This is a genomic window from Brevibacillus sp. Leaf182, from assembly GCF_001423865.2.
GTDB lineage: Bacteria > Bacillota > Bacilli > Brevibacillales > Brevibacillaceae > Brevibacillus > Brevibacillus brevis_C.
Genome location: NZ_LMPN02000024.1, coordinates 236,386 through 255,838, shown reverse-complemented (window position 1 = coordinate 255,838; position 19,453 = coordinate 236,386). Strand labels below are relative to the sequence as shown.

The window sequence follows — 19,453 nt, the reverse complement described above, 5'->3', positions numbered from 1 at the left end:
AAGGTTCATTGCCTGAATATTTGATAAATAGGAGGAGGCGACTCGGATGAAGAAATGGTTTCTTTCCCTCTTGATTTGGGGCGGGATAGCCGCATTGGGTGCTGTCGGGTTCGGGATGATAGCCCTCTGGCAAGGGGAATCAGTCAACTCGTTCTGGTTACTGACAGCCGCATTTTGCACTTATGCTGTAGCTTATCGTTTTTACAGCAAATTCATAGCCAAAAAACTAATGTCACTCGATGACAATCGCGCTACTCCGGCAGAAGTGAACAACGACGGCAAAGACTTCGTGCCCACGAACAAATGGGTGTTGTTTGGGCACCATTTCGCTGCGATTGCAGGAGCAGGCCCACTCGTAGGTCCTACGTTGGCTGCGCAAATGGGATATTTGCCGGGAACGATCTGGATTATCGTCGGGGTCGTGATCGGTGGGGCGGTGCAGGACTTCATTATTCTGTTCGGATCGATGCGTCGCAACGGAAAAAGCCTTGGTCAAATTGCCAAAGAAGAGATCGGTCCTGTTGGCGGAGCACTCGCTTTGATTGGTATTATTGCCATTATGATTATCCTGATTGCTGTTTTGGCGATGGTGGTTGTAAACGCTCTTGCTGAATCACCGTGGGCGACCTTCACGATATTCATGACCCTGCCTATCGCGATTTTGATGGGATTGTACATGCGGTATATACGACCCGGGCAGGTATTGGAAGGCTCGATTATCGGGCTTGCTCTCTTGTTCTTTTCCCTCTGGCTCGGTCAAATCGTTGCTGCATCGCCAACATGGGGGCCAGCCTTCACGTTTTCCAAAGTCCAGCTTGCCTGGATGATCATTGTGTACGGATTTATTGCCTCTGTTTTGCCTGTGTGGCTGCTATTGGCACCGCGCGATTATCTCAGCTCGTTCTTGAAAGTAGGGACGATTGCGGTATTAGCGGTGGGAATTGTGCTGACACTGCTGCCATTGCAAATGCCAGCACTGACGAAGTTCATTGATGGAACTGGCCCAGTTTTTGCAGGAAATCTGTTTCCCTTCTTGTTTATTACCATCGCGTGCGGAGCCGTATCAGGATTCCATTCACTCGTATCATCCGGAACGACGCCGAAGATGATCGCGAAGGAATCGCATGCGCCATTGATCGGTTATGGCGGGATGCTGATGGAGTCTGGCGTCGCGGTTATGGCGATGATTGCAGCGTGCGTGTTGACCCCCGGTGTCTATTTTGCGATCAACTCACCTGCCGCAGCAATTGGCGTGGATGCAGTCCAGGTTGCGACGACGATAACGGGCTGGGGCTATACCGTAACCCCTGACCAATTAACGACGCTCGCCAACGACATTCAGGAAAAGACAATCCTTTCCCGAACAGGCGGAGCGCCGTCACTGGCAATCGGGATGGCGACGATTTTCTCGGGTGTGCTCGGTGGCAAGGCATTAATGGCATTCTGGTATCACTTTGCGATCTTGTTTGAGGCTGTCTTTATTTTGACGACGATCGATGCGGGAACGCGTGTCGGACGATTTATGGTACAAGACATGCTCGGCAACGTCATTCCGAAAATGAAGGAAGTCAACTGGCTACCAGGTAATCTGATTGGTTCTGGGATCATTACCATCGGATGGGGATACTTCCTGCTCCAAGGTGTCATGGACCCGTTGGGAGGCATTTACACTCTGTGGCCACTCTTTGGTATCGCCAACCAGATGCTCGCCGCGATTGCGTTTACAGTGGGGACGACGATTATTTTCAAAATGGGCAAAGCTGCTTACTCCTGGATCACACTCGTACCGATGGCTTGGCTGACGACGGCTACGCTGACAGCGGGCTGGCAAAAGCTGTTCCATCCTGATCCAAAAATCGGGTTCCTCTCGCATGCAGAATCATTCCAAAAGGCACTGGATGCCGGTACGCTGCCAAAAGGAGTAAAAACAGTGGAAGCTGCTCAAAAAATGATCTTCAACGACCAGATCGATGCTGTGGTATGTGCAATCTTCATGGTCATTACGATTGGGATCATTCTCGACGGTGCGCGGGTATGGATCAATATTCTCCGCGGCAAGCATTATCCGTTGCAGGAGTCGCCGTACATCAAGTCCAAAGGAAATGTATTTGACGGGAAAGGACATCATGTAGCATGAGGCGCAAGCTGAGAGCCATGCGAAAGGCAATGCGCAAAGTGAGCTCTGCTATTAAAACGATTTTCGGAATGCCAGACTATGATCGCTATCTCGCTCATTGGTATGAGACACATGGGGCACCGGGTATCTTTCCGATGACAGAGCGTGAGTACTACATGTACGCATTGACCGAACGATTTGAAAAAGGCGGCGTAACGCGCTGCTGCTAAAGTGGTCATGTAAAAAAGGGTGTCTCCCCGGTCAGAAAATGCCGAGGGAGATACCCTTTTTCAATCATTCGGGAGCTGGGTGCAGCAACGATATTTCAGGCACACTCCCCATGGCTAACGTGTGGTGTAACAGCAGGTAAAGTATGGTACACTAAATCATATAGCATGACCGTTTTTTAGCACGAGCTGTCTCATCATTTTCAAATAAAACGTCGAAGCCTCTCTTTCTAGAAGAAAAGGGCGTGCTTTGCGAAAAAATAAGTCAAGTTTTAGGTGGCGATACGTGTGCAAGCATCAACACTGGCGGCTCTCAAGGAGCTCGCTTTGCAATGCGCCCGTTCAGCGGGTGAGCTGAGTCTGAAGCGAATGAAGGAGCCTTTTACCGTCGAGTATAAAACATCAGCCTCCGATCTTGTTACAGCCGTAGATAAAGAAGTAGAGAATCACGTCATTCAGATGATTCTTGCACGCTTCCCTGATCACGGCATTCTTGGAGAAGAGAGTGCACATGCGGAGGATTACAAGCAGTACGACACGCTCTGGGTCATTGACCCGATTGATGGCACGACCAATTTTGTGCATCAGCAAATCAATTTTTCCGTTTCCATTGCCGTTTACCATAAGGGAGAGGGAATGGTCGGAGCGGTTTACGATCCTTCCAGAGACGAGTTGTTTTATGCGGTAAAAGGAGAAGGGGCTTTTCTCAATGATCGTCCCTTGCAGGTGAATCGGGCAGTGAGCCTGGAGCAAGCTTTATTATGCACGAGCGTATTTTGGAACAAGCGTGCTGAGCAAATCGGCATCGACTTGATCGTGAAAAAGCTGGCTGGGAAGGTTCGCGGAATGCGCCTTTTAGGAAGCGCTGCTCTGGAGATGGCGTATGTGGCTGCGGGAAGACTGGATGGCTACGTCAGTATGCAGCTCAATGCGTGGGATTTCGGGGCAGCTCGCATTATTGTAGAGGAAGCGGGCGGCCGGGTGACGACCATGACGGGGACACCACTACCGTACGACCAAAAAAGCAGCGTGATGGCTTGCAACCCGACTTTTTATGAGGAACTGCAACATTACCTGAAATCCGAACATACGGATATACCTTCACAAAATTAAGTGTCACAAGAACCCGCTGGACATACGTATCCAGTGGGTTTTCTTTTGCTAGGCAGATTGGTTTCCATTAGGACGGCGGTTGCATATGTTATAAAAGCATAGTCGGAAGACGAGCAGCGACTGTATTTATTACGAAGTCGGCTTGTCCGAATAAAGGGGGATAACCATGACCCTGATCGAGGAAAGTATAAAGCTGATCCTTCAGCATCAAGCGAGTACGGGGGCGTATCTCGCTTCACCCGTATTTGTCCACTATCAGTATGCGTGGCTCCGCGATGGAACATTTACGGCCTACGCGATGAACCGTACGGGTAATCATGAGAGCGCCCGCAAGTTTTACCAATGGTGCGATAATGTGATCCGAAAGCATGAGGCAAAGGCAAGAGCAGCCATTTCGGCAGTAAAAAAAGGATTCGATAAAAATGATGCGGGGATCGACCGCTTTTTGCATACGCGCTATACAGCGGACGGAGAAGAAGTAGCAGGAGAATGGGGCAGCTTTCAGCTCGATGGCTACGGGACATGGCTGTGGGGGCTGGCTGAGCATGTGCGGATGAGTGGGGAGCATGACTTGATTCACAAGCTGAAGCCATCTATTGAACTGACGATTGACTATGTAATGGCGTGCTGGCAGCTCCCGAACTTTGATTGCTGGGAAGAGGGAGGAGACCGAATCCACCCGGTGACACTAGGAGCCATTTATGCCGGGATCAAGGCGATGGAGCCTTATTTGTCCGACCGAGCTTTCGAACTCGCTCAAGAAGGAGAGACCATTCGCCAGTTCATACACGAGCATGGCATAGCCAACGGGCGATTGATAAAATCCATCGGGGACCATTCTGTAGATGCAAGTATGCTCTGGCTGGCACTGCCCTATGGGATCTTCGACGTCGATGATCCACTGATGATCCGAACCGTGCAGGCCATAGAAGAGGAGCTGCGTGCAGGAAACGGGGTGCATCGCTATCCAGCCGATACGTATTACGGCGGAGGGCAGTGGCTGCTGCTATCCGCGTGGTTGGGCTGGTATTACGTGAAAACGGGCAAGCGTGAAGAAGCTGAAAAGATAGCAGTGTGGATTGTGTCCCAGCGCCAAGCGAGCGGACTGCCTGAACAAGTGCAGGAGCATTTGCTTTCTTTCGCTCATTATGAGATGTGGGTGGAGAGGGCAGGCCATCCTGCTGTGCCGCTCCTTTGGTCGCATGCGATGTTTCTCGTGTTGGCGGCAGAGCTCGGCATTTGGCACTAGCCAGGAAGAGGGTCTTCCTGGCTTTTCTTATTACTGACATCTATTGACACCATTTGTTGCTATGCTCATCCCAGGACCGAACAGAGTGGTGTTCAACCGGGATAAAAGTGACACAGAGCATGAAGCTCTTCATGCAGCCAGTCGATTAGCTCGGCAGGCTCCTCTACTGTCGCTTCCCTTCCTATACCAAGTACAAACCGGGCTACCCAATCTATGTCGGAGGGAACGATGGTATCAGTAATGAAGCCAGAGCCATCTGCCAGAAGCGTAATCTGATTGCCGAATTGATGGTGGCTTTCGGCTAGCTTGCAGCCTTTTCTCGTCAAACGAATTCGCAGGGGAAGCTGCTCTGGTTCTTCATGCTGCGAGACATGCGGATCAGGCACGACAGATGGGGCATCTACAATCGTCATGGCTTGGATGCGGTCAACGCGCAGCTTGATCGTGCATTGCCTGAGAAAGCAAAAGCATTTGCAGTACCAGTAGCCATCGAAGGCGTACAAATAATCGGGTTGAATGGTACGGGTGCTTCGTCGGTTCAGGGAGTCGTACGTAATCTCCACAGCTTGTTGAGATAGAGCAGCATCCAGGAGCGGTCGCAAAAACGGAGCCTCCACACTTCTGCTCGGGTTCGTCACCCGCAGTTTTTTGCGCAACTGCTCTACCCTAGCCAAAGCGTCTGTTGGAAGACTCGCAAGCAGCTTGGCGATCACAGACAAGGTTTCTTTTGCAAATGGCTTGTCCGTGTAGGAGAGAAGGGCTTCATACGACAAAATCAGAGCAACGGCTTCCTCTGTCGTGAGGGCCAGGGGCGTTAGCTGATGGGATCGAATTAGTCTGTAACCACCGCCAGGACCGGGGGAAGCTTGCAAGGGCGCACCAGCCTCGCTGAGCAAGTGCAAGTCACGCAGCATCGTTCGTTTGGACACAGACAACGTATTGGCTAAATCACCTACGGTAAAGGTTTTTCCAGTGTGGAAAAGCGCAAGCAGTTCTAGTAAACGACCTGTTCGGTTCATACGTATTCCTCGCTTTAGCTAAAACGAATGAAGGGATGAGTCAAAGTGAAGTCAATGACAGTTTATCAGCAGGGGACAAGGTTACATGTATGGGAAGGTGCACGAAAGGGTGAAACGATTTTGTTTTTGCACCCCCAAGGCGGGACCTCATCTATCTGGAACGACATGTTACCTTATTTTTCAGAGGATTTCCACATCATTTGTATGGATCTGCGTGGGCATGGCCAATCAGAGCATGCTGCTACTGGCTACGATATCAGTACGCAATGTGAGGATATACGGGCAGTTCTCGATCATGCTGGGGTAGATAGAGCGCATTTGATTGGCAATTCTCTCGGCGGAGATTTCGCCACCTTTTTTGCAGCAATATACCCTGACCGTGTGCGATCACTGATCAATCTGGATTCAGGCATGATTGATTTTGTGGGCCCAAATGGCGAGAGGGAAGGATCAAAAGCTGAAATTTTGGAGCAGTATCGCAAGCGTGCAGTACCAAGTTTTCAGCATCGAGAAGAGTTTGCGCCATACGCGAGGCAGCATTGGCAGCCATGGGACCCGTATTACGAAAAATGGTTTCAGCATGTGACGATCTACCCTCTGTCTGATGGTCTGATCACGTATCAGATACCCACTGCCATTAACCTTCAAATCATGGAGACAGTCTGTGATCTGCACTATGAAGATGCCTACGCACAAATGAGATGCCCGGTCCTGTTTCTCCCGGCGGAGACTGAGCCCAAGCTCGATGTAAAGCTCTCGCTCATTCAAAAGGTTACGAGGCATCCGCAAAGCAAGACGGTAGTCATTCCAGGCTCCAAGCACTTGATGCCGATCGATGCTCCGCTAGCGACAAGCATGGAAATACTGGCGTTTCTAAAAGCCTTGGTGCCTGACGGTCCTTCTGGATAACCGAGGCTTCATCGTTGCAAGCAGGACACCGACAAGCGTCACAACGCCACCAGCCATCGTCACAAGCGTAGGACCTTCACCCAGCCACACCCAGGCAATCAAAAAAGCGAGCACTGGCGTCATATAAAGGGAGGTAGTAGCCTCCGAGGTGCCCACGACAGAAGTCACATAGGCGAGGGACAAATAAGCAACAACGCTAGGGAAAATCCCCAAATACACAACACTGAGTGTCACATCCCATGGCGCTTGGGCTATCGCTGTGCCAAGCCCGGGCAAAAAGAAGAGCATACATAAGGTACCTGCCCATAAGGTGTAGGCGGTAAATGCGAAAACGCCGTATTTTTCTACGAATGGCTTCTGAAACGCAAAGTAAATGCTTTCGCTAATGGCTGCTAATAAAATCAAGAATATTCCGTCTGATATAGACAGGGTCTCTCCTGTACCAATCGTGCAGATGGTGACTCCGAGAAAACTGATCAGTGCACCTAACCAGCCTCTCACACCGAAATGCTCCCGGAAAAATAGGAGAGCGAGGAGAGCGGAAAAGATCGGCGTCGTCGTGACCAAAAGGCTGGCTACACCTGCACTTACAGTCATCTCCCCGTAGTTGAGCGCTGTATGGTAAACGGCAAAACCCAAGCCTCCAAGCATAAGGATCGCTGGGACGTCCTTTAACTCCGGCAGACGGGTGCGGAAAAAGAGTGCGAGTATCCCGAGAAAAAGAGAGCCAATCAGAAAGCGAAGCAGCGAGAGATGCTCCGGCGAGTAGGCTTGCAGCCCAACGCGAATACCGGCAAAGGCCGAGGCCCATAACAAAATGCTGATAGCATGGGCAGCGAAAATACGACTCCTGACATGATGAAACAAGATAACTTCCCTCCTTTGAATGAAAAACCAACCAGCTATTCATTACTTCTTCTGTCTTTTCCATGGTAATCAGGAAATGGTAAAATATCTGCAACCACTCGGCTATCAAAAAAACCAACCACTTTTACCTAGAAAGATGAGGAAGACGAAGGGGATCGATCAGGTTGTACAGAGAGAAACGGTTGCCGAAATATCGGAAAATTATTGATTTTATCAAAGGAAAAATTTCGAGCGGAGAATGGCCGATTGGCAGCAAAATCCCCAGCCAACGCGAATTGGCACAATCGTTCGAAGTCAATCGGAGCACGGTCATTGCGGCATTGGAGGAGTTGACCGCAGACGGATTGATTGAGGGAAAGCTGGGGATGGGCACTGTCGTCGTCAATAACACCTGGACGCTGCTGGCTACGACAGCACCTCCGGATTGGAGTGAGTACGTCAGATCCGGATTGCACAAGCCAAGCATGACGGCGGTTCAAGAAATCAACAAGCGTGAATTCCAGACCGAACTGATACAGTTGAGCAAGGGAGAGCTCTCCCCAGACATGTTTCCAGTCGAAGCGATGAAGCAAGTCATGGAGCGGGTGACGAGGAACCTAAGCGGATTTGGATATGAAGAGCCGAGAGGATACCTCCCTCTGCGCCAAGCGGTAAGTGATTATGTCGGACGACACGGAATTACAACCTCGCCATCTTCTGTCTTAATCGTGTCTGGTGCATTGCAGGCACTCCAATTAATTTCGGTTGGGCTATTGCATCGAGGTTCAACCGTGTTTTTGGAACAGCCTTCGTATCTCAATTCTTTGCATGTGTTCCAGTCGGCGGGGATGGAGCTTGCGGGATTGCCGATGGATCGTCAGGGAATGATTGCACAGGCGATCTATGAGAGGCGAAAAGAGGAGCATGGGGCGATTCTGTACACCAATCCTTGCTTTCATAATCCAACAGGCATCCTGATGACAGAAAAACGTCGGCTGGAGCTGCTACGGGTATGTGAAGAAGAGCGCCTGCCGGTTATCGAGGATGACATTTACCGGGAGCTGTGGACGAAAGAGCCTCCACCGCTGCCGCTCAAGGCAAGAGATAAACACGGACATGTTCTGTACATCGGGAGCCTGTCCAAGACACTGACCCCCGGTTTACGGATTGGATGGGTAGTGGGGCCTGAGCCAGTAATCGAACGCCTGGCGGATATCAAGATGCAGACGGATTACGGGGTTAGCTCGTTATCACAACGTGTGGCGGAGGAGTGGCTGTCGAGTGGCTTGTATGAGAGTCATATGGACAAGGTCAGAGAGCAGTTGGTTACGAGACGATCGGCTGCGATCCGGGCACTTACGAAGCACATGAGTGAACTCGCGACGTGGGAAGTGCCTGCCGGAGGATTTTTCATTTGGCTGAAAATGAAAGGAGATCTCTCGATGATGGAGCTCTTTACAGCAGCCAAACGCCAGGGTATTCTGCTGAATCCGGGCAAGATTTACGGGGAGACGCAAGAAGGATATGTGCGGCTGTCATATGGGTACTCGTCGATCGCCGATTTTGAATCTGGCATCGAAAGACTGGGTCAAATCGTCCGCGATCGTAGATAAAAGCAGAGGAAAGGTGGGGATGGAGGAAAATGGGGTATTTAGAAATAACGAAAAAGAATATAGAAACGGAGCACATATGCTGTGCATTAGGTGCAAAACAATACGAACATGCAGTAGCCGAGAAGAAGAAGTGGCTGACAGAGCGAATGGATGAAGGATTGGTTTTTTATCGCTTGGATGAGCGGGCAAAAGTGTTTATTGAGTACTTGCCTGCGGAAATGGCATGGGTTCCAATTGAAGCACCCAATTATATGTATATCAACTGCTTGTGGGTGTCTGGCAGATATAAAGAGAGCGGGTATGCGAAACAATTGTTGCATCATTGCAAGGAAGATGCGATCAAACGTGGTATGGACGGAATCGTTCATATCGTTGGGAAAAACAAGTACCCGTATTTGAGTGAGAGGCGTTTTTTTGAACATATGGGGTTTGAGTTGGCAGACCAGGCAGAACCGTATTTTCAATTAGTGGCATGGAAATGGAATGAGCAAGCTGCTATGCCGTCCTTTAAGAAAACAGGGACGACTTCTCCAATGGAGAAAGGCGTCACCATTTATTACACAGCGCAGTGTCCATTTGCTGTTGGTGTTTTGGAAGAGCTGAGAAAAGTAGCGGAAGCGAAAAGTGTCCCCTTTCATGCGTATAGGCTGACAACGAGGGAAGCAGCACGGAACGCGCCTGTCATATGGACGACCTTTGGCTTGTTTTATCAGGGTGAATTTATTACCCATGAAATCATGAGTGCCAACAAATTTGAAAAATGGCTAACAGAGCTTCTCGCACATCAAAAGCCCCGCCAATCCTAATAGGCGAGGGCTTTGTTCGTGTGGCTACTTGCTCGTTGGCGTGAAGTCTATACCTTTTACATATTGCTGGCTGTGAACGGCGAACTCTGCCGTGAGTGGGGAGATCGACTGCCAATTGCGCACTGCGAGCACCACTTCCCTTGTAATCGGGGGCGACAGAGGGATCGCTACGACTTTGGGGATGACAGGCGGCATGTACAGTTCAGGCATGATGGTGACGCCGATATACTCCTGCACCATGGTCAGAATCGTATACACCTCACGCACTTCAAACGTAACCGTTGGGGTGATGTGATTCTCTTGCAGCATTTTTCGGATACAGCCATCCTTTGGCATGATAAAACAACGCTCCGCGATTTCGGAAAAACGAAGGGTCTGACTGTCCTTCAATGGATGGGTATCTGGCAAAATGACCATCATTTCGTCTTGCAAGAGCGGTAACGTTTGCATTTCCTTATCAGGCATAACGGTAAAAGCAATGTCGACAACCGAGCTGTGCAGCCAGTTGCTAATTTCATCGCTATCACCTTCCAAAAGCAGGATGTCCACGGCCGGAAACCGCTTGCGAAAGCTGCCCAAAAGTCCGGGTAAAAAGCGGGAGGCGACTCAGCAAGGAGAGACCATTCGCCAATTCATATGCGAGCATGGTACAGCCAACGGGCGATTGATAAAATCCGTCGGGATCATTCTGTGGATGCAAGTCTGCTCTGGCTGGCACTGCCGTATGGGATCGTCGAGGTAAATGATCCGCTTATGCTCCGAACCGTGCAGGTCATAGAAGAGGAACTGTGCGCAGGACACGGCGTGCATCGCTACCCGGCTGATACGTATTACGGCGGGGGGCAGTGGCTGTTGTTATCTGCGTGGTTGGGCTGGTATTACGTGAAAACGGGCAGGCGTGAAGAAGCCGAAAAGATAGCGGCGTGGATTGTGTCCCAGCGGCAAGCGAACGGACTGCCTAAGCAAGTGCAGGAGCATTTGCTTTCTCCGACTCATTATGAGATGTGGGTGGAGAGGGCAGGACATCCCGCTGTGCCGCTCCTTTGGTCGCATGCATGTTTCTCGTGTTGGCGGCAAGCTCTGCATTCGGTACTAGCCAGGAAGATGGTCTTCCTGGTCTTTCTTATTGCTGACAACGATTGATACCATTAGTTTAATATTTCTTAAGGCACTCCTTAGCTCTTTATAGACACATCTTTTTCCAATGTTCATTCATGAAACGATTTCATGCGTAGTTGTAAAAATGGGGTGAACAATAATTACAAGCCGAAGCTAACAATCCAATGCCACCCGCAAATAAAGCGAATCGTAAACCCATTGTGCCCCCTATCATCCTTCCCATTAACGAACCAAGCGGTAAAGAACCCCACGAGATAAATCGAAACGTAGCATTCACGCGACCTTGCAGGGCATCGGGTACAATTACTTGACGTAAACTGATGGTACTAATGCTAAACATGGAGACACCCATTCCGAAAAGAAGCTGTCCCGTCATCATAATCAACGCCATACTTAATTCTGATCCTACTGCTAATGGAGCAAGCAAACCGCCACTTGCTGCGACCGTAGCGGAACCCACAATTGTTGGACCTACTCCAAAACGACGTACAGCCCTTTGGGCAAGCAGAGAGCCAAATAGGTACCCTACTCCTAGCGTTCCATAAATGATGCCAAGAATGCTCGCACTGATTTTGAGTTCTTGCGATGCATATAGCACATAAACACTAAAAATAACATTCCAGGAAAGGTTAAAGATTGTTGAGCAGCGCACCACTCCCCACAGCAACGGTTTTGTGTAAACCGTAAGCAGCCCTTCTTTCATTTCCAGCCACATGTTTTTTTGTTTGTTGGCATCTGTCACGACTGTCTCCAATTTGCGAATCCGGGCTATGTACACAGCGGATACAAAAAAGGATACCGACGTAAGAACAATATTGCAAAAGGAGCGGTTATTAACTGTTCCAGTCCACCTGATAAACCCGGCCCAGTAATTTGTGCGGTAGATTTACTTGTCTCTAGCTTGCTATTCCCATCAACAAGCTGCTCCTTGCTCACAATGGAAGGCACAAAGGATGTATAAGCAACATCAAAAAAGACAGTACAGATCCCCACTATGAAGGCAACCAAATATAGAACTGTCATATTCAGGAATCAAGTTAAGGATGTCAACGGCATAATGAGCAGTAATGCACCCCTGAAAAAGTTAGCGGCGACAAGAATTGGTCGCGCTCAAGCTGTAGTTTTCTAGCTGATTCGGTTATTGAATTTTTATTACACCTACGTTATATTTCACATATGAAATATTAAAGGTAAGGAGTCTCTCTATGCATACATTATCGAATGTCGAATTCATGCTCCTGCAAATGATCGCGGAACATCGTCAAGCTTCCGGATACGATATTATGAAGTTAGTCGAACAGCGAGGTTATAAAGAATGGGCGAATATCGGTACAACCTCGATATATACAGGATTGAAGAAACTTAGCGATAAAGGATGGATCTCACCCGAGACATCCGACGAGAAATCCGGCAAGGGGCCAGCGCCGACCCGGTTTGCCCTCACCGAAGTGGGTATACGTAAGCTGAGAAATGAAATTCTTGACAGTCTGTCGTCTACACGGGAGCGTGACAACCGCTTCGATCTCGGTTTGGCCGCTTTGCCCCATATCGGGAAGGAAGAGGCCGTCATTGCTTTACGGAAACGACTGGATTTTCTTGAACAAGCCTCGATAAAAATAAGACAGAAGTACGAATCACAAGGCGGAGCTAGCTTGCCGCTGAACGTAAGGGCGTTGTTCTTGCATCCATTCAGCTTAATCGAGAGCGAGCAAGCGTTTGTTAGACGTTTCATACATGAATTATTGGAGGAGGCAAGTAGCCATGGTCAAATTTATTGAAGGTTTCATCCCTTATCAAGGCGAACATTGCGAAACAACCGCCATGGGCAATTTAATGCAATATGCGGGAGTCCACCTGTCTGAGCCGATGTTGTTCGGACTCGGGCAAGGGCTTGGATTCATATACTGGGATTCGAAGGGAATGGACTTCCCCTTCATCGGAGGAAGGATAAAACCCGATAAACTGACCGCTTATCTCGCCGAACGACTCGGCTTGAACGTCAGATATCAAGAAACCTCGTCCGTCAATAAGGCGTGGCAGAACGTCCGAAGCAGCATCGAACACGGCATTCCGGTTGGGCTTAAATTAGATGCCTATTACTTGGATTATTTTACGAACAAAGTGCACTTCGCCGGTCACTATGCGGTACTTTACGGTATAGATGACGAATACGCCTACTTGGCGGACACCAGACAACAGGGTGGACTAGTGAAGACGAGTTTGACAAGCTTGGCCGCTGCCAGAAATGCAAAGGGACCCATGAGCTCCCGGAATCGTTCCTTTACGATCGAGCCAAACGACGCATTGCTTCCGCTTGTTTCTGCTATGCGCAAATCCTTGACCATGAATGCGCATGACTATCTGAACCCGCCCATTCAGAATATTGGCAATAGAGGCGTTGTTAAAATGAGCAATGAAATCTTGAAGTGGCCTTCTCGCAGCAACAATTTCGAACATGATTTATGTCTTACCACGATGCTAATGGAGCGGGCGGGAACCGGCGGCGCTTTATTTCGGAATCTGTATAGGGATTATTTGAGAGAATGTGCTGATCGGCTGGAGGACCCGAGGATCGAACAAGCCCACTCTATGTTTACAGAGATCGCACCAATGTGGGTTAGCGTCTCTGCTTCAATCGACCATGCAGGAAGAACAGGTGAGCACCAAGAGCTCGTGCACGCGTCTAAGCTGTTGCTCGAGATTGCGGATAAAGAACGCGAAGCCATGGAGCTATTGTTGTGATAGCCTTATTTCATATCAGTAGAAAATGACCGTCCGACCCGTTACGGTGAACCGTATCACCAATTAAAGCTGTAATTTAACTAACGGACGATAGCTTAATAACACAGTGGGGTCTAAGACTTCGGGATGGATCCTTCCGAAAATACCTATATGCTTATGATCGCGTATAATAGCTCGATTTCAAAAAAGGAGGAATCAGAAAGTTGAAGTTCTATCGCTATGTGTTAAGTATCCCACCTTTGGATTGGGAGTGTTGCTTTCTTAGCATTGAGGAGTATAAGCAGAGCTTTGCGAATAAGTATAATCAGAATATAGAGTATTACAGGCAAGTTATCGGGGATTGTCAACAGCATCTCGCTGATGTCGACAACCTTGCTGTTGTGACTTATAAAGATCTGTGTGCAAGCGTTCATTCTGCTGAGCTGCGCTGTCCAGCCATGATTTTCTCCATACCTAGTGGCGATCATAGAGGTTCAGCTTTATTTTGTATCATGTACAAGCTTGAAAACGACGGGGATACGTTTATCTACTCTCCTGTTCCACTTGTTCATCTGGAGCAAGATCGAGCAGGTGAAATAGAGCTTTAAATTCGCACGCAATTGCCTTCGATGGCTACTGGTACTACAAATGCTTCTGCTTTCTTTTCCATGGGAGTCAGGAAGTGGTAAAATATACACAACTATTCGGCTACTAAAAAAACAACCATTTTTATCCAGAATCGCCAATTTTAATCTGAAAGCAGAGGAAAGGTGGAGGCGATAAAAAATGGGGTATATAGAAATCAAAAGCCCCGCCAATCCCAATAGGCGAGGGCTTTGTTCGTGTGGCTACTTGCTCGTTGGCGTGAAGTCTATACCTTTTACATATTGCTGGCTGTGAACGGCGAACTCTGCCGTGAGTGGGGAGATCGACTGCCAATTGCGCACTGCGAGCACCACTTCCCTTGTAATCGGGGGCGACAGAGGGATCGCTACGACTTTGGGGATGACAGGTGGCATGTACAGTTCAGGCATAATGGTGACGCCGATATACTCCTGCACCATGGTCAAAATCGTATACACCTCACGCACTTCAAACGTAACCGTTGGGGTGATGTGATTTTCTTGCAGCATTTTTCGGATACAGCCATCCTTTGGCATGATAAAACAACGCTCCGCGATTTCGGAAAAACGAAGGGTCTGACTGTCCTTCAATGGATGGGTATCTGGCAAAATGACCATCATTTCGTCTTGCAAGAGCGGCAACGTTTGCATTTCCTTATCAGGCATAACGGTAAAAGCAATGTCGACAACCGAGCTGTGCAGCCAGTTGCTAATTTCATCGCTATCATCTTCCAAAAGCAGGATGTCCACAGCCGGAAACCGCTTGCGAAAGCTGCCCAAAAGTCCGGGTAAAAAGCGGGAGGCGACGCTGGGGATCGAGGCAATACGCAGGGTACCGGACGAAATCCCGCGGGCCACGTTTGCTTCCTCCGTCATGCAGGATGTGATGTTCAAAATGTCGCGAGCGTGCGCAAGCATTCGCTCCCCGATGCTCGTCGGAGTGATTCCGCTGCGACTTCGCTGAAAAAGGCTGACGCCTAGCTCTTTTTCCAGGGTCTGAATCATTTGCGAGACGGCGGATTGCGTAAAGCCGATTTCTTCTGCTGCTCGCGTGAAGCTACCAGCTTTTGCTGCGGCGACAAACACTTGCAGTTGGGTAAGCGTCATCTCTCCTCGTTCCTTTTCATTAGTTTTATCTTATGAAAAATATTATAAATCATTGTTTTACTAATGGAAAAGAGCTTCGTATAGTAAAAGACATCACCACCAAGAACATACGAGGAGGAACATAGATGCATCCCGAATGGCAGCGAATTGCAAATGAATTTATCGAGGCAACCTCTTACCGAGTAGGCGAGCTGGAAAAAGGCTGGGCCTCTCGTTACGATTTTTCGAAAAGACCGGCGACGTATTTGCGATATGAAGAGGTATTTGTTCGCATTGATTTGGGCAAGCCGCAGTTTCCAGCGTCCGTCGATTTGTGGGAGGTCCTTGCCAACAGAAGATCCAAGCGTAATTTCTTAAAGCAGCCCATGACGCTTAACGAATTGAATCTCCTACTGTGGGGTACACAGGGCATCACAGATGATATGGGAGACTATCAATTACGCACAACGCCGTCTGCTGGCGCCCTGTATCCGATTGAGACGTACCTGATGATCAACAACGTGGAGGGGCTGGAGAAAGGCCTGTATCACCTGGATGTACAGAATTGGTGCTTGGAGGGACTGAAGAGAGAAGACACGTCCGAGATCGCCTATCTGTTCACGGAAGAACAAGAAGTGACAAGACGGGCTGCTGTCAATTTTGTTTGGACAGCCATGGTGGATCGCACGAAAGACAAATACAAAGAGCGTGCGTACCGCTATATTTGGTGGGATTCCGGGCACGTGTCGCAGAACCTGCATTTGGTAGCAAACGGACTGGGGCTTGGGGTAACGACGATTGGTCACTGGATGGATCATGACATGAACGAATATTTAGGCATTGATGGCACGTCCCATTTGTCTGTTTTGATGGCATCAGTAGGCAAAATCGCAGGCGGGCATTGGCTGACGGACCGTCGACCGGAATAAGCAGCAAAAAAGGATGGGCATAAGAAGCCGCATCCTTTTTTTCATTCATGATGGTGTGCCAAGTGCGATGTCACGTGTAGAGAGTGTATCGCGCAGAACGGTCGCCATGAGCTGGTAGCCGAGGACATGCGGATGAAGTCCGTCGTCAGCCAATTCCTTGCGCAGTGTAATGCCATCTGCGTCCGTCATGCGGGAGTGATAATCGACATAGAGACAGTCTGCTTGTTCAGCAATCACTTGAAAACGTTTATTGATAGTGATGACGAGCTTATTTCGCTCATAGTTGCGTGCGTATCGATCCATGCATGTAGGCAAAAGGGAACAAAGAATGGGCTGAATGCCTTGCTCGAGAGCCGCATGCACCATTGCTTCTACATCAGTGGTCACCTGCTGGCAAATCTCTTGGGGTGTCAGTCGGTCAGAAGGCAAGAATGTATCCAACGCCCACGTATTGTTAATCCCGATCATGATCACCACGTAACGTGGCTTCAATTGAAGGACATCCGCGGCAAAACGTCTGCGGGCCTGTTCGGTTGTGTCACCGCCGATTCCACGATTGACGATCGTTTGACCCGACCGGCCAAAAAAAGTAGCGAGATTCCACCAATGCGTGATGGAATCGCCGAAAAAAACAAAATTGACTGGCTGCTGATGGAAGAGCAGCGCTTCATTATGAAAGTCAAATTCGTTGCGTCGCCTGTCTGCTGGCGCATCGATACTGAAAAATCCGGGCTTTATGAGAGCTGGGCGCTGTCCGTCCAAGCTACATCCCTCCTCGACCAAAAGTTTACCATATCCCTGTAAGCGTGGTGTGCAGTTTCGTTTACTTCTTACTTGATTTTGCCGAGTGTACGCGATAACATATGTTCTGAATAAGAGTGATAACCATTATCAAAGTGTGGAAGTCGAAGAGAAGAGGTGACCGTTGTGTCCATTGCCAAAATCATTCGAGAGCGCCGCTCTATTAAAAAAGACTATAAACCAGACACTGTGTCCGAAGAGCTTGTTCTGGAGCTGTTGAATGACGCAGTGTACGCGCCGAACCATGGTATTCGTGAGCCATGGAGATTTATGTTTGTATCGTCAGAGAAAAAAGAAGCGTTTGTAGAGAAGCTGATCACCTGCTATCCTCCAGAAGCCCATCAGGCGCGCAGAGACATGTACAACCAACCAGCCGCTTATTTAGTTGTCATCATGAAAGAAGATCCGCGCCAAAAACAATGGGAAGAAGATTTCAGTGCGACGGCAGCTCTCATTCAAAACTTCCAGTTGCTCGCATGGGAGCGTGGATTAGGCGTCGTCTGGAAAACAAACGCGCACAACTGGGACCCGAAGGCACACGCCATCTTGGGTGTTGCACCAGGAGAGAAAGTCGTTGGTTTCCTGCACCTCGGTTTTTTCGATCAGGAAAATGTACCAGCAGCACGCACTCGCACACCTGCCGAAGAAAAGTTCACTCGGTTCGAATAAATGTAAAAACGAGACCATTCGAGGGTCTCGTTTTTTTGCCATTACTTTGCTGCGGCTTCCTGCGCTACGACTTTTACCATACTAGAAATGATCCCCAGATGAATGGACTCGTGCATGACGGCAAAGTTAAAGACTTCACCTACCGTCGTAAACTGGAAGGGTCCCATTATAATAGGAGCCGGCAAAGCTGTCTCTAGCTCGTCAGGGGTCACGGAGGCCAACCGTTCAAGCTGTACAGACAAGTAGTGAATCAGCTCATCTTTCGAGGGTGGTGCAGTCGTCCAGTCAGAAGGCTTCGTTCCTGTCTGAAAAAGAGTAGCGTAAGAAGCGGGCAGGTCAGATTGGTAAGGCAAGCCGATGGACAGGAAATGCTGAAAACAAAAGACGATATGCCCGATATTCCAGCGAAGTGTATTTGAAAAAGCGGGGGATTGAACATCCAATAGCTCCTCGGGAATCATGGGAATCTGTTGCAGGCCAATTTGACGAACGGATGTGGCAGTAGTGATCATGCTTTGAGACATGAGACAAAACCTCCCTATCATTTTCCTATGATTGACAGCAATCTTACCGTCAACTAAAGTGTACGTCGTAGGGGAAATCGCAACAATCATGCTTTTCCGATTAGAATGATTAGTAAAAATGATAATGGGCGCAAGAGGTGAAGCAATGGAGCTCAGGCAATTGGAGTATTTTATGGCAATATGTGAGGAAATGCATTTTTCCCGGGCCTCAGAAAAGCTGTGTACCTCGCAGTCTAATCTCAGCCAGCAAATCAAGTTTTTAGAGAGTGAGCTGGGTGTCCCGCTGTTTGACCGCTTAGGCAAGCGAATCAAGCTGACGGAAGCAGGAAAGGTATTGCTGGAACAGAGTCGGCATGTTTTTTCCCATATCGACTACGCACGCGAAGCGATTGCAGCCATGAAAAATAACGAAGGGGGCACGCTCACGATCGGTGTCCTGCCTGGCGATGCTGATTTGTTGTTTGATGCTCTTCTTGTAGAATTCCACCGCTTGTATCCCAAAACATCCTTATCCGTCATGGAGTCTACAAGAATAGTGGAGCAAATCATATCCGGTGAGATTGATTTGGGCGTGACTGTGTTACCTGAGCCGGATGAGAGAATCACTGTCATTCCGCTTTTTCACGAAGAGTTTGCATTGGCGGTTCATCCCGCACATCCACTTGCCAAGGAAAAGGCAATCAAGTTTGATCAGCTTCAAGATGTAAAAATGGTGATGTTTCCGCCGGATCACCAAGCGAGACAGCTCATCAATCGCTATTGCATACAGGAAGGCTTTCGCTTGCAGCCTCATATCGAAACGACCACACTCCTGTCTCTATTGACTCTTGTAAAAAAGGGGATCGGGGGCTGTATCCTGCCTAGCTTATTGTTGCAAAACGTAAACGACGACGAGATTGCGATCATCAACCTCTTGCATCCGACACCCAGCCAAGATATCTGTCTGGTTTATCGCAGGGACAAATATATGGGGTTCGCCGCTCGTACCTTCATCGATACGCTACAAGCATATATTCAATCGGCCATCGACAACGCCCATGCTCCCACCACGAATAAAAATCACTCGTAAGATTTTTCTTTCCT

At 48.9% G+C, this 19,453-nt stretch carries 21 protein-coding genes; 14 read left to right on the top strand and 7 right to left on the bottom strand.

All coding sequences use genetic code 11. From position 1 onward, the window contains the following. Positions 1-46: 46 nt before the first annotated feature. The 4 genes from ASG16_RS17485 to ASG16_RS17470 all read left to right on the top strand — a co-directional run bounded on the left by ASG16_RS17485 (position 47) and on the right by ASG16_RS17470 (position 4,705). Positions 47-2,137, top strand: coding sequence for a carbon starvation CstA family protein (locus ASG16_RS17485; protein ID WP_056489662.1), 2,091 nt, complete (start codon positions 47-49; stop codon positions 2,135-2,137). Next, the gene (locus ASG16_RS17480; protein ID WP_017250626.1) at positions 2,134-2,346 is read left to right on the top strand and encodes a CstA-like transporter-associated (seleno)protein; all 213 of its coding nucleotides are present in this window, start codon (positions 2,134-2,136) and stop codon (positions 2,344-2,346) included. Before ASG16_RS17485 ends, ASG16_RS17480 begins: the two co-directional genes overlap by 4 nt. Positions 2,347-2,631: 285 nt before the next feature. After that, positions 2,632-3,456, top strand: coding sequence for an inositol monophosphatase family protein (locus ASG16_RS17475; RefSeq protein WP_056489660.1), 825 nt, complete (start codon positions 2,632-2,634; stop codon positions 3,454-3,456). Positions 3,457-3,622: 166 nt separating this feature from the next. Further along, the gene (locus tag ASG16_RS17470) at positions 3,623-4,705 is read left to right on the top strand and encodes a glycoside hydrolase family 15 protein (protein ID WP_056489659.1); all 1,083 of its coding nucleotides are present in this window, start codon (positions 3,623-3,625) and stop codon (positions 4,703-4,705) included. Positions 4,706-4,797: 92 nt separating this feature from the next. Here the strand turns inward: ASG16_RS17470 and ASG16_RS17465 are convergent, their stop codons facing one another. After that, the gene (locus ASG16_RS17465; RefSeq protein WP_056489656.1) at positions 4,798-5,724 is read right to left on the bottom strand and encodes a helix-turn-helix transcriptional regulator; all 927 of its coding nucleotides are present in this window, start codon (positions 5,722-5,724) and stop codon (positions 4,798-4,800) included. Between the two features lie 54 nt (positions 5,725-5,778). On the opposite strand from ASG16_RS17465, the gene ASG16_RS17460 reads away from it, so the two are divergent. Then, entirely contained in the window at positions 5,779-6,633 is an 855-nt protein-coding gene (locus tag ASG16_RS17460) for an alpha/beta fold hydrolase (protein WP_056489654.1), read from the top strand. On the opposite strand, the gene ASG16_RS17455 is transcribed toward ASG16_RS17460, so the two are convergent. After that, positions 6,598-7,500 (bottom strand): DMT family transporter, encoded by a 903-nt coding sequence (locus ASG16_RS17455; protein ID WP_056489652.1) that lies wholly within the window; start codon positions 7,498-7,500, stop codon positions 6,598-6,600. The genes ASG16_RS17460 and ASG16_RS17455 overlap by 36 nt on opposite strands. 164 nt (positions 7,501-7,664) lie before the next feature. Between ASG16_RS17455 and ASG16_RS17450 the strand changes: the two genes are divergently transcribed. Together ASG16_RS17450 and ASG16_RS17445 are read left to right on the top strand one after the other, a co-directional pair. Beyond that, positions 7,665-9,092, top strand: coding sequence for an aminotransferase-like domain-containing protein (locus ASG16_RS17450; protein WP_056489651.1), 1,428 nt, complete (start codon positions 7,665-7,667; stop codon positions 9,090-9,092). A gap of 29 nt (positions 9,093-9,121) precedes the next feature. After that, positions 9,122-9,898: a GNAT family N-acetyltransferase gene (locus ASG16_RS17445; protein WP_056489649.1), complete on the top strand. Its 777-nt coding sequence runs from the start codon at positions 9,122-9,124 to the stop codon at positions 9,896-9,898. Positions 9,899-9,922: 24 nt separating this feature from the next. Here the strand turns inward: ASG16_RS17445 and ASG16_RS17440 are convergent, their stop codons facing one another. After that, entirely contained in the window at positions 9,923-10,447 is a 525-nt protein-coding gene (locus ASG16_RS17440; protein ID WP_241970779.1) for a LysR family transcriptional regulator substrate-binding protein, read from the bottom strand. An 87-nt stretch (positions 10,448-10,534) separates the two neighbouring features. On the opposite strand from ASG16_RS17440, the gene ASG16_RS17435 reads away from it, so the two are divergent. After that, entirely contained in the window at positions 10,535-11,041 is a 507-nt protein-coding gene (locus ASG16_RS17435; RefSeq protein ID WP_241970778.1) for a hypothetical protein, read from the top strand. A gap of 82 nt (positions 11,042-11,123) precedes the next feature. Here ASG16_RS17435 and ASG16_RS17430 read toward each other — a convergent pair whose 3' ends face one another. Beyond that, positions 11,124-11,795: an MFS transporter gene (locus ASG16_RS17430; RefSeq protein WP_241970777.1), complete on the bottom strand. Its 672-nt coding sequence runs from the start codon at positions 11,793-11,795 to the stop codon at positions 11,124-11,126. A 427-nt stretch (positions 11,796-12,222) separates the two neighbouring features. On the opposite strand from ASG16_RS17430, the gene ASG16_RS17425 reads away from it, so the two are divergent. From ASG16_RS17425 to ASG16_RS17415, 3 genes are all read left to right on the top strand, one after another. Then, the gene (locus ASG16_RS17425) at positions 12,223-12,795 is read left to right on the top strand and encodes a PadR family transcriptional regulator (RefSeq protein WP_048034144.1); all 573 of its coding nucleotides are present in this window, start codon (positions 12,223-12,225) and stop codon (positions 12,793-12,795) included. Next, positions 12,779-13,759 carry a BtrH N-terminal domain-containing protein gene (locus ASG16_RS17420; RefSeq protein WP_056489647.1) on the top strand — a complete coding sequence of 327 codons (981 nt, stop codon included), beginning with the start codon at positions 12,779-12,781 and terminating at the stop codon, positions 13,757-13,759. Before ASG16_RS17425 ends, ASG16_RS17420 begins: the two co-directional genes overlap by 17 nt. Positions 13,760-13,962: 203 nt before the next feature. Next, positions 13,963-14,346: a hypothetical protein gene (locus tag ASG16_RS17415; RefSeq protein ID WP_048034142.1), complete on the top strand. Its 384-nt coding sequence runs from the start codon at positions 13,963-13,965 to the stop codon at positions 14,344-14,346. Between the two features lie 240 nt (positions 14,347-14,586). Here ASG16_RS17415 and ASG16_RS17410 read toward each other — a convergent pair whose 3' ends face one another. Continuing rightward, entirely contained in the window at positions 14,587-15,468 is an 882-nt protein-coding gene (locus ASG16_RS17410; RefSeq protein WP_111914442.1) for a LysR family transcriptional regulator, read from the bottom strand. A gap of 125 nt (positions 15,469-15,593) precedes the next feature. Between ASG16_RS17410 and ASG16_RS17405 the strand changes: the two genes are divergently transcribed. Continuing rightward, complete coding sequence (locus tag ASG16_RS17405) at positions 15,594-16,376, top strand: SagB/ThcOx family dehydrogenase (RefSeq protein ID WP_056489645.1); 783 nt, start codon at positions 15,594-15,596, stop codon at positions 16,374-16,376. 45 nt (positions 16,377-16,421) lie between these two features. On the opposite strand, the gene ASG16_RS17400 is transcribed toward ASG16_RS17405, so the two are convergent. Continuing rightward, complete coding sequence (locus ASG16_RS17400; RefSeq protein WP_056489643.1) at positions 16,422-17,138, bottom strand: GDSL-type esterase/lipase family protein; 717 nt, start codon at positions 17,136-17,138, stop codon at positions 16,422-16,424. A 156-nt stretch (positions 17,139-17,294) separates the two neighbouring features. Here ASG16_RS17400 and ASG16_RS17395 point away from each other — a divergent pair, with 156 nt between their 5' ends. Further along, entirely contained in the window at positions 17,295-17,846 is a 552-nt protein-coding gene (locus ASG16_RS17395) for a nitroreductase family protein (protein WP_173629349.1), read from the top strand. Between the two features lie 41 nt (positions 17,847-17,887). Here the strand turns inward: ASG16_RS17395 and ASG16_RS17390 are convergent, their stop codons facing one another. Further along, positions 17,888-18,370, bottom strand: coding sequence for a DinB family protein (locus ASG16_RS17390; RefSeq protein ID WP_056489640.1), 483 nt, complete (start codon positions 18,368-18,370; stop codon positions 17,888-17,890). A 145-nt stretch (positions 18,371-18,515) separates the two neighbouring features. Between ASG16_RS17390 and ASG16_RS17385 the strand changes: the two genes are divergently transcribed. Next, positions 18,516-19,439 carry a LysR family transcriptional regulator gene (locus tag ASG16_RS17385; RefSeq protein WP_056489638.1) on the top strand — a complete coding sequence of 308 codons (924 nt, stop codon included), beginning with the start codon at positions 18,516-18,518 and terminating at the stop codon, positions 19,437-19,439. Positions 19,440-19,453: the final 14 nt, after the last annotated feature.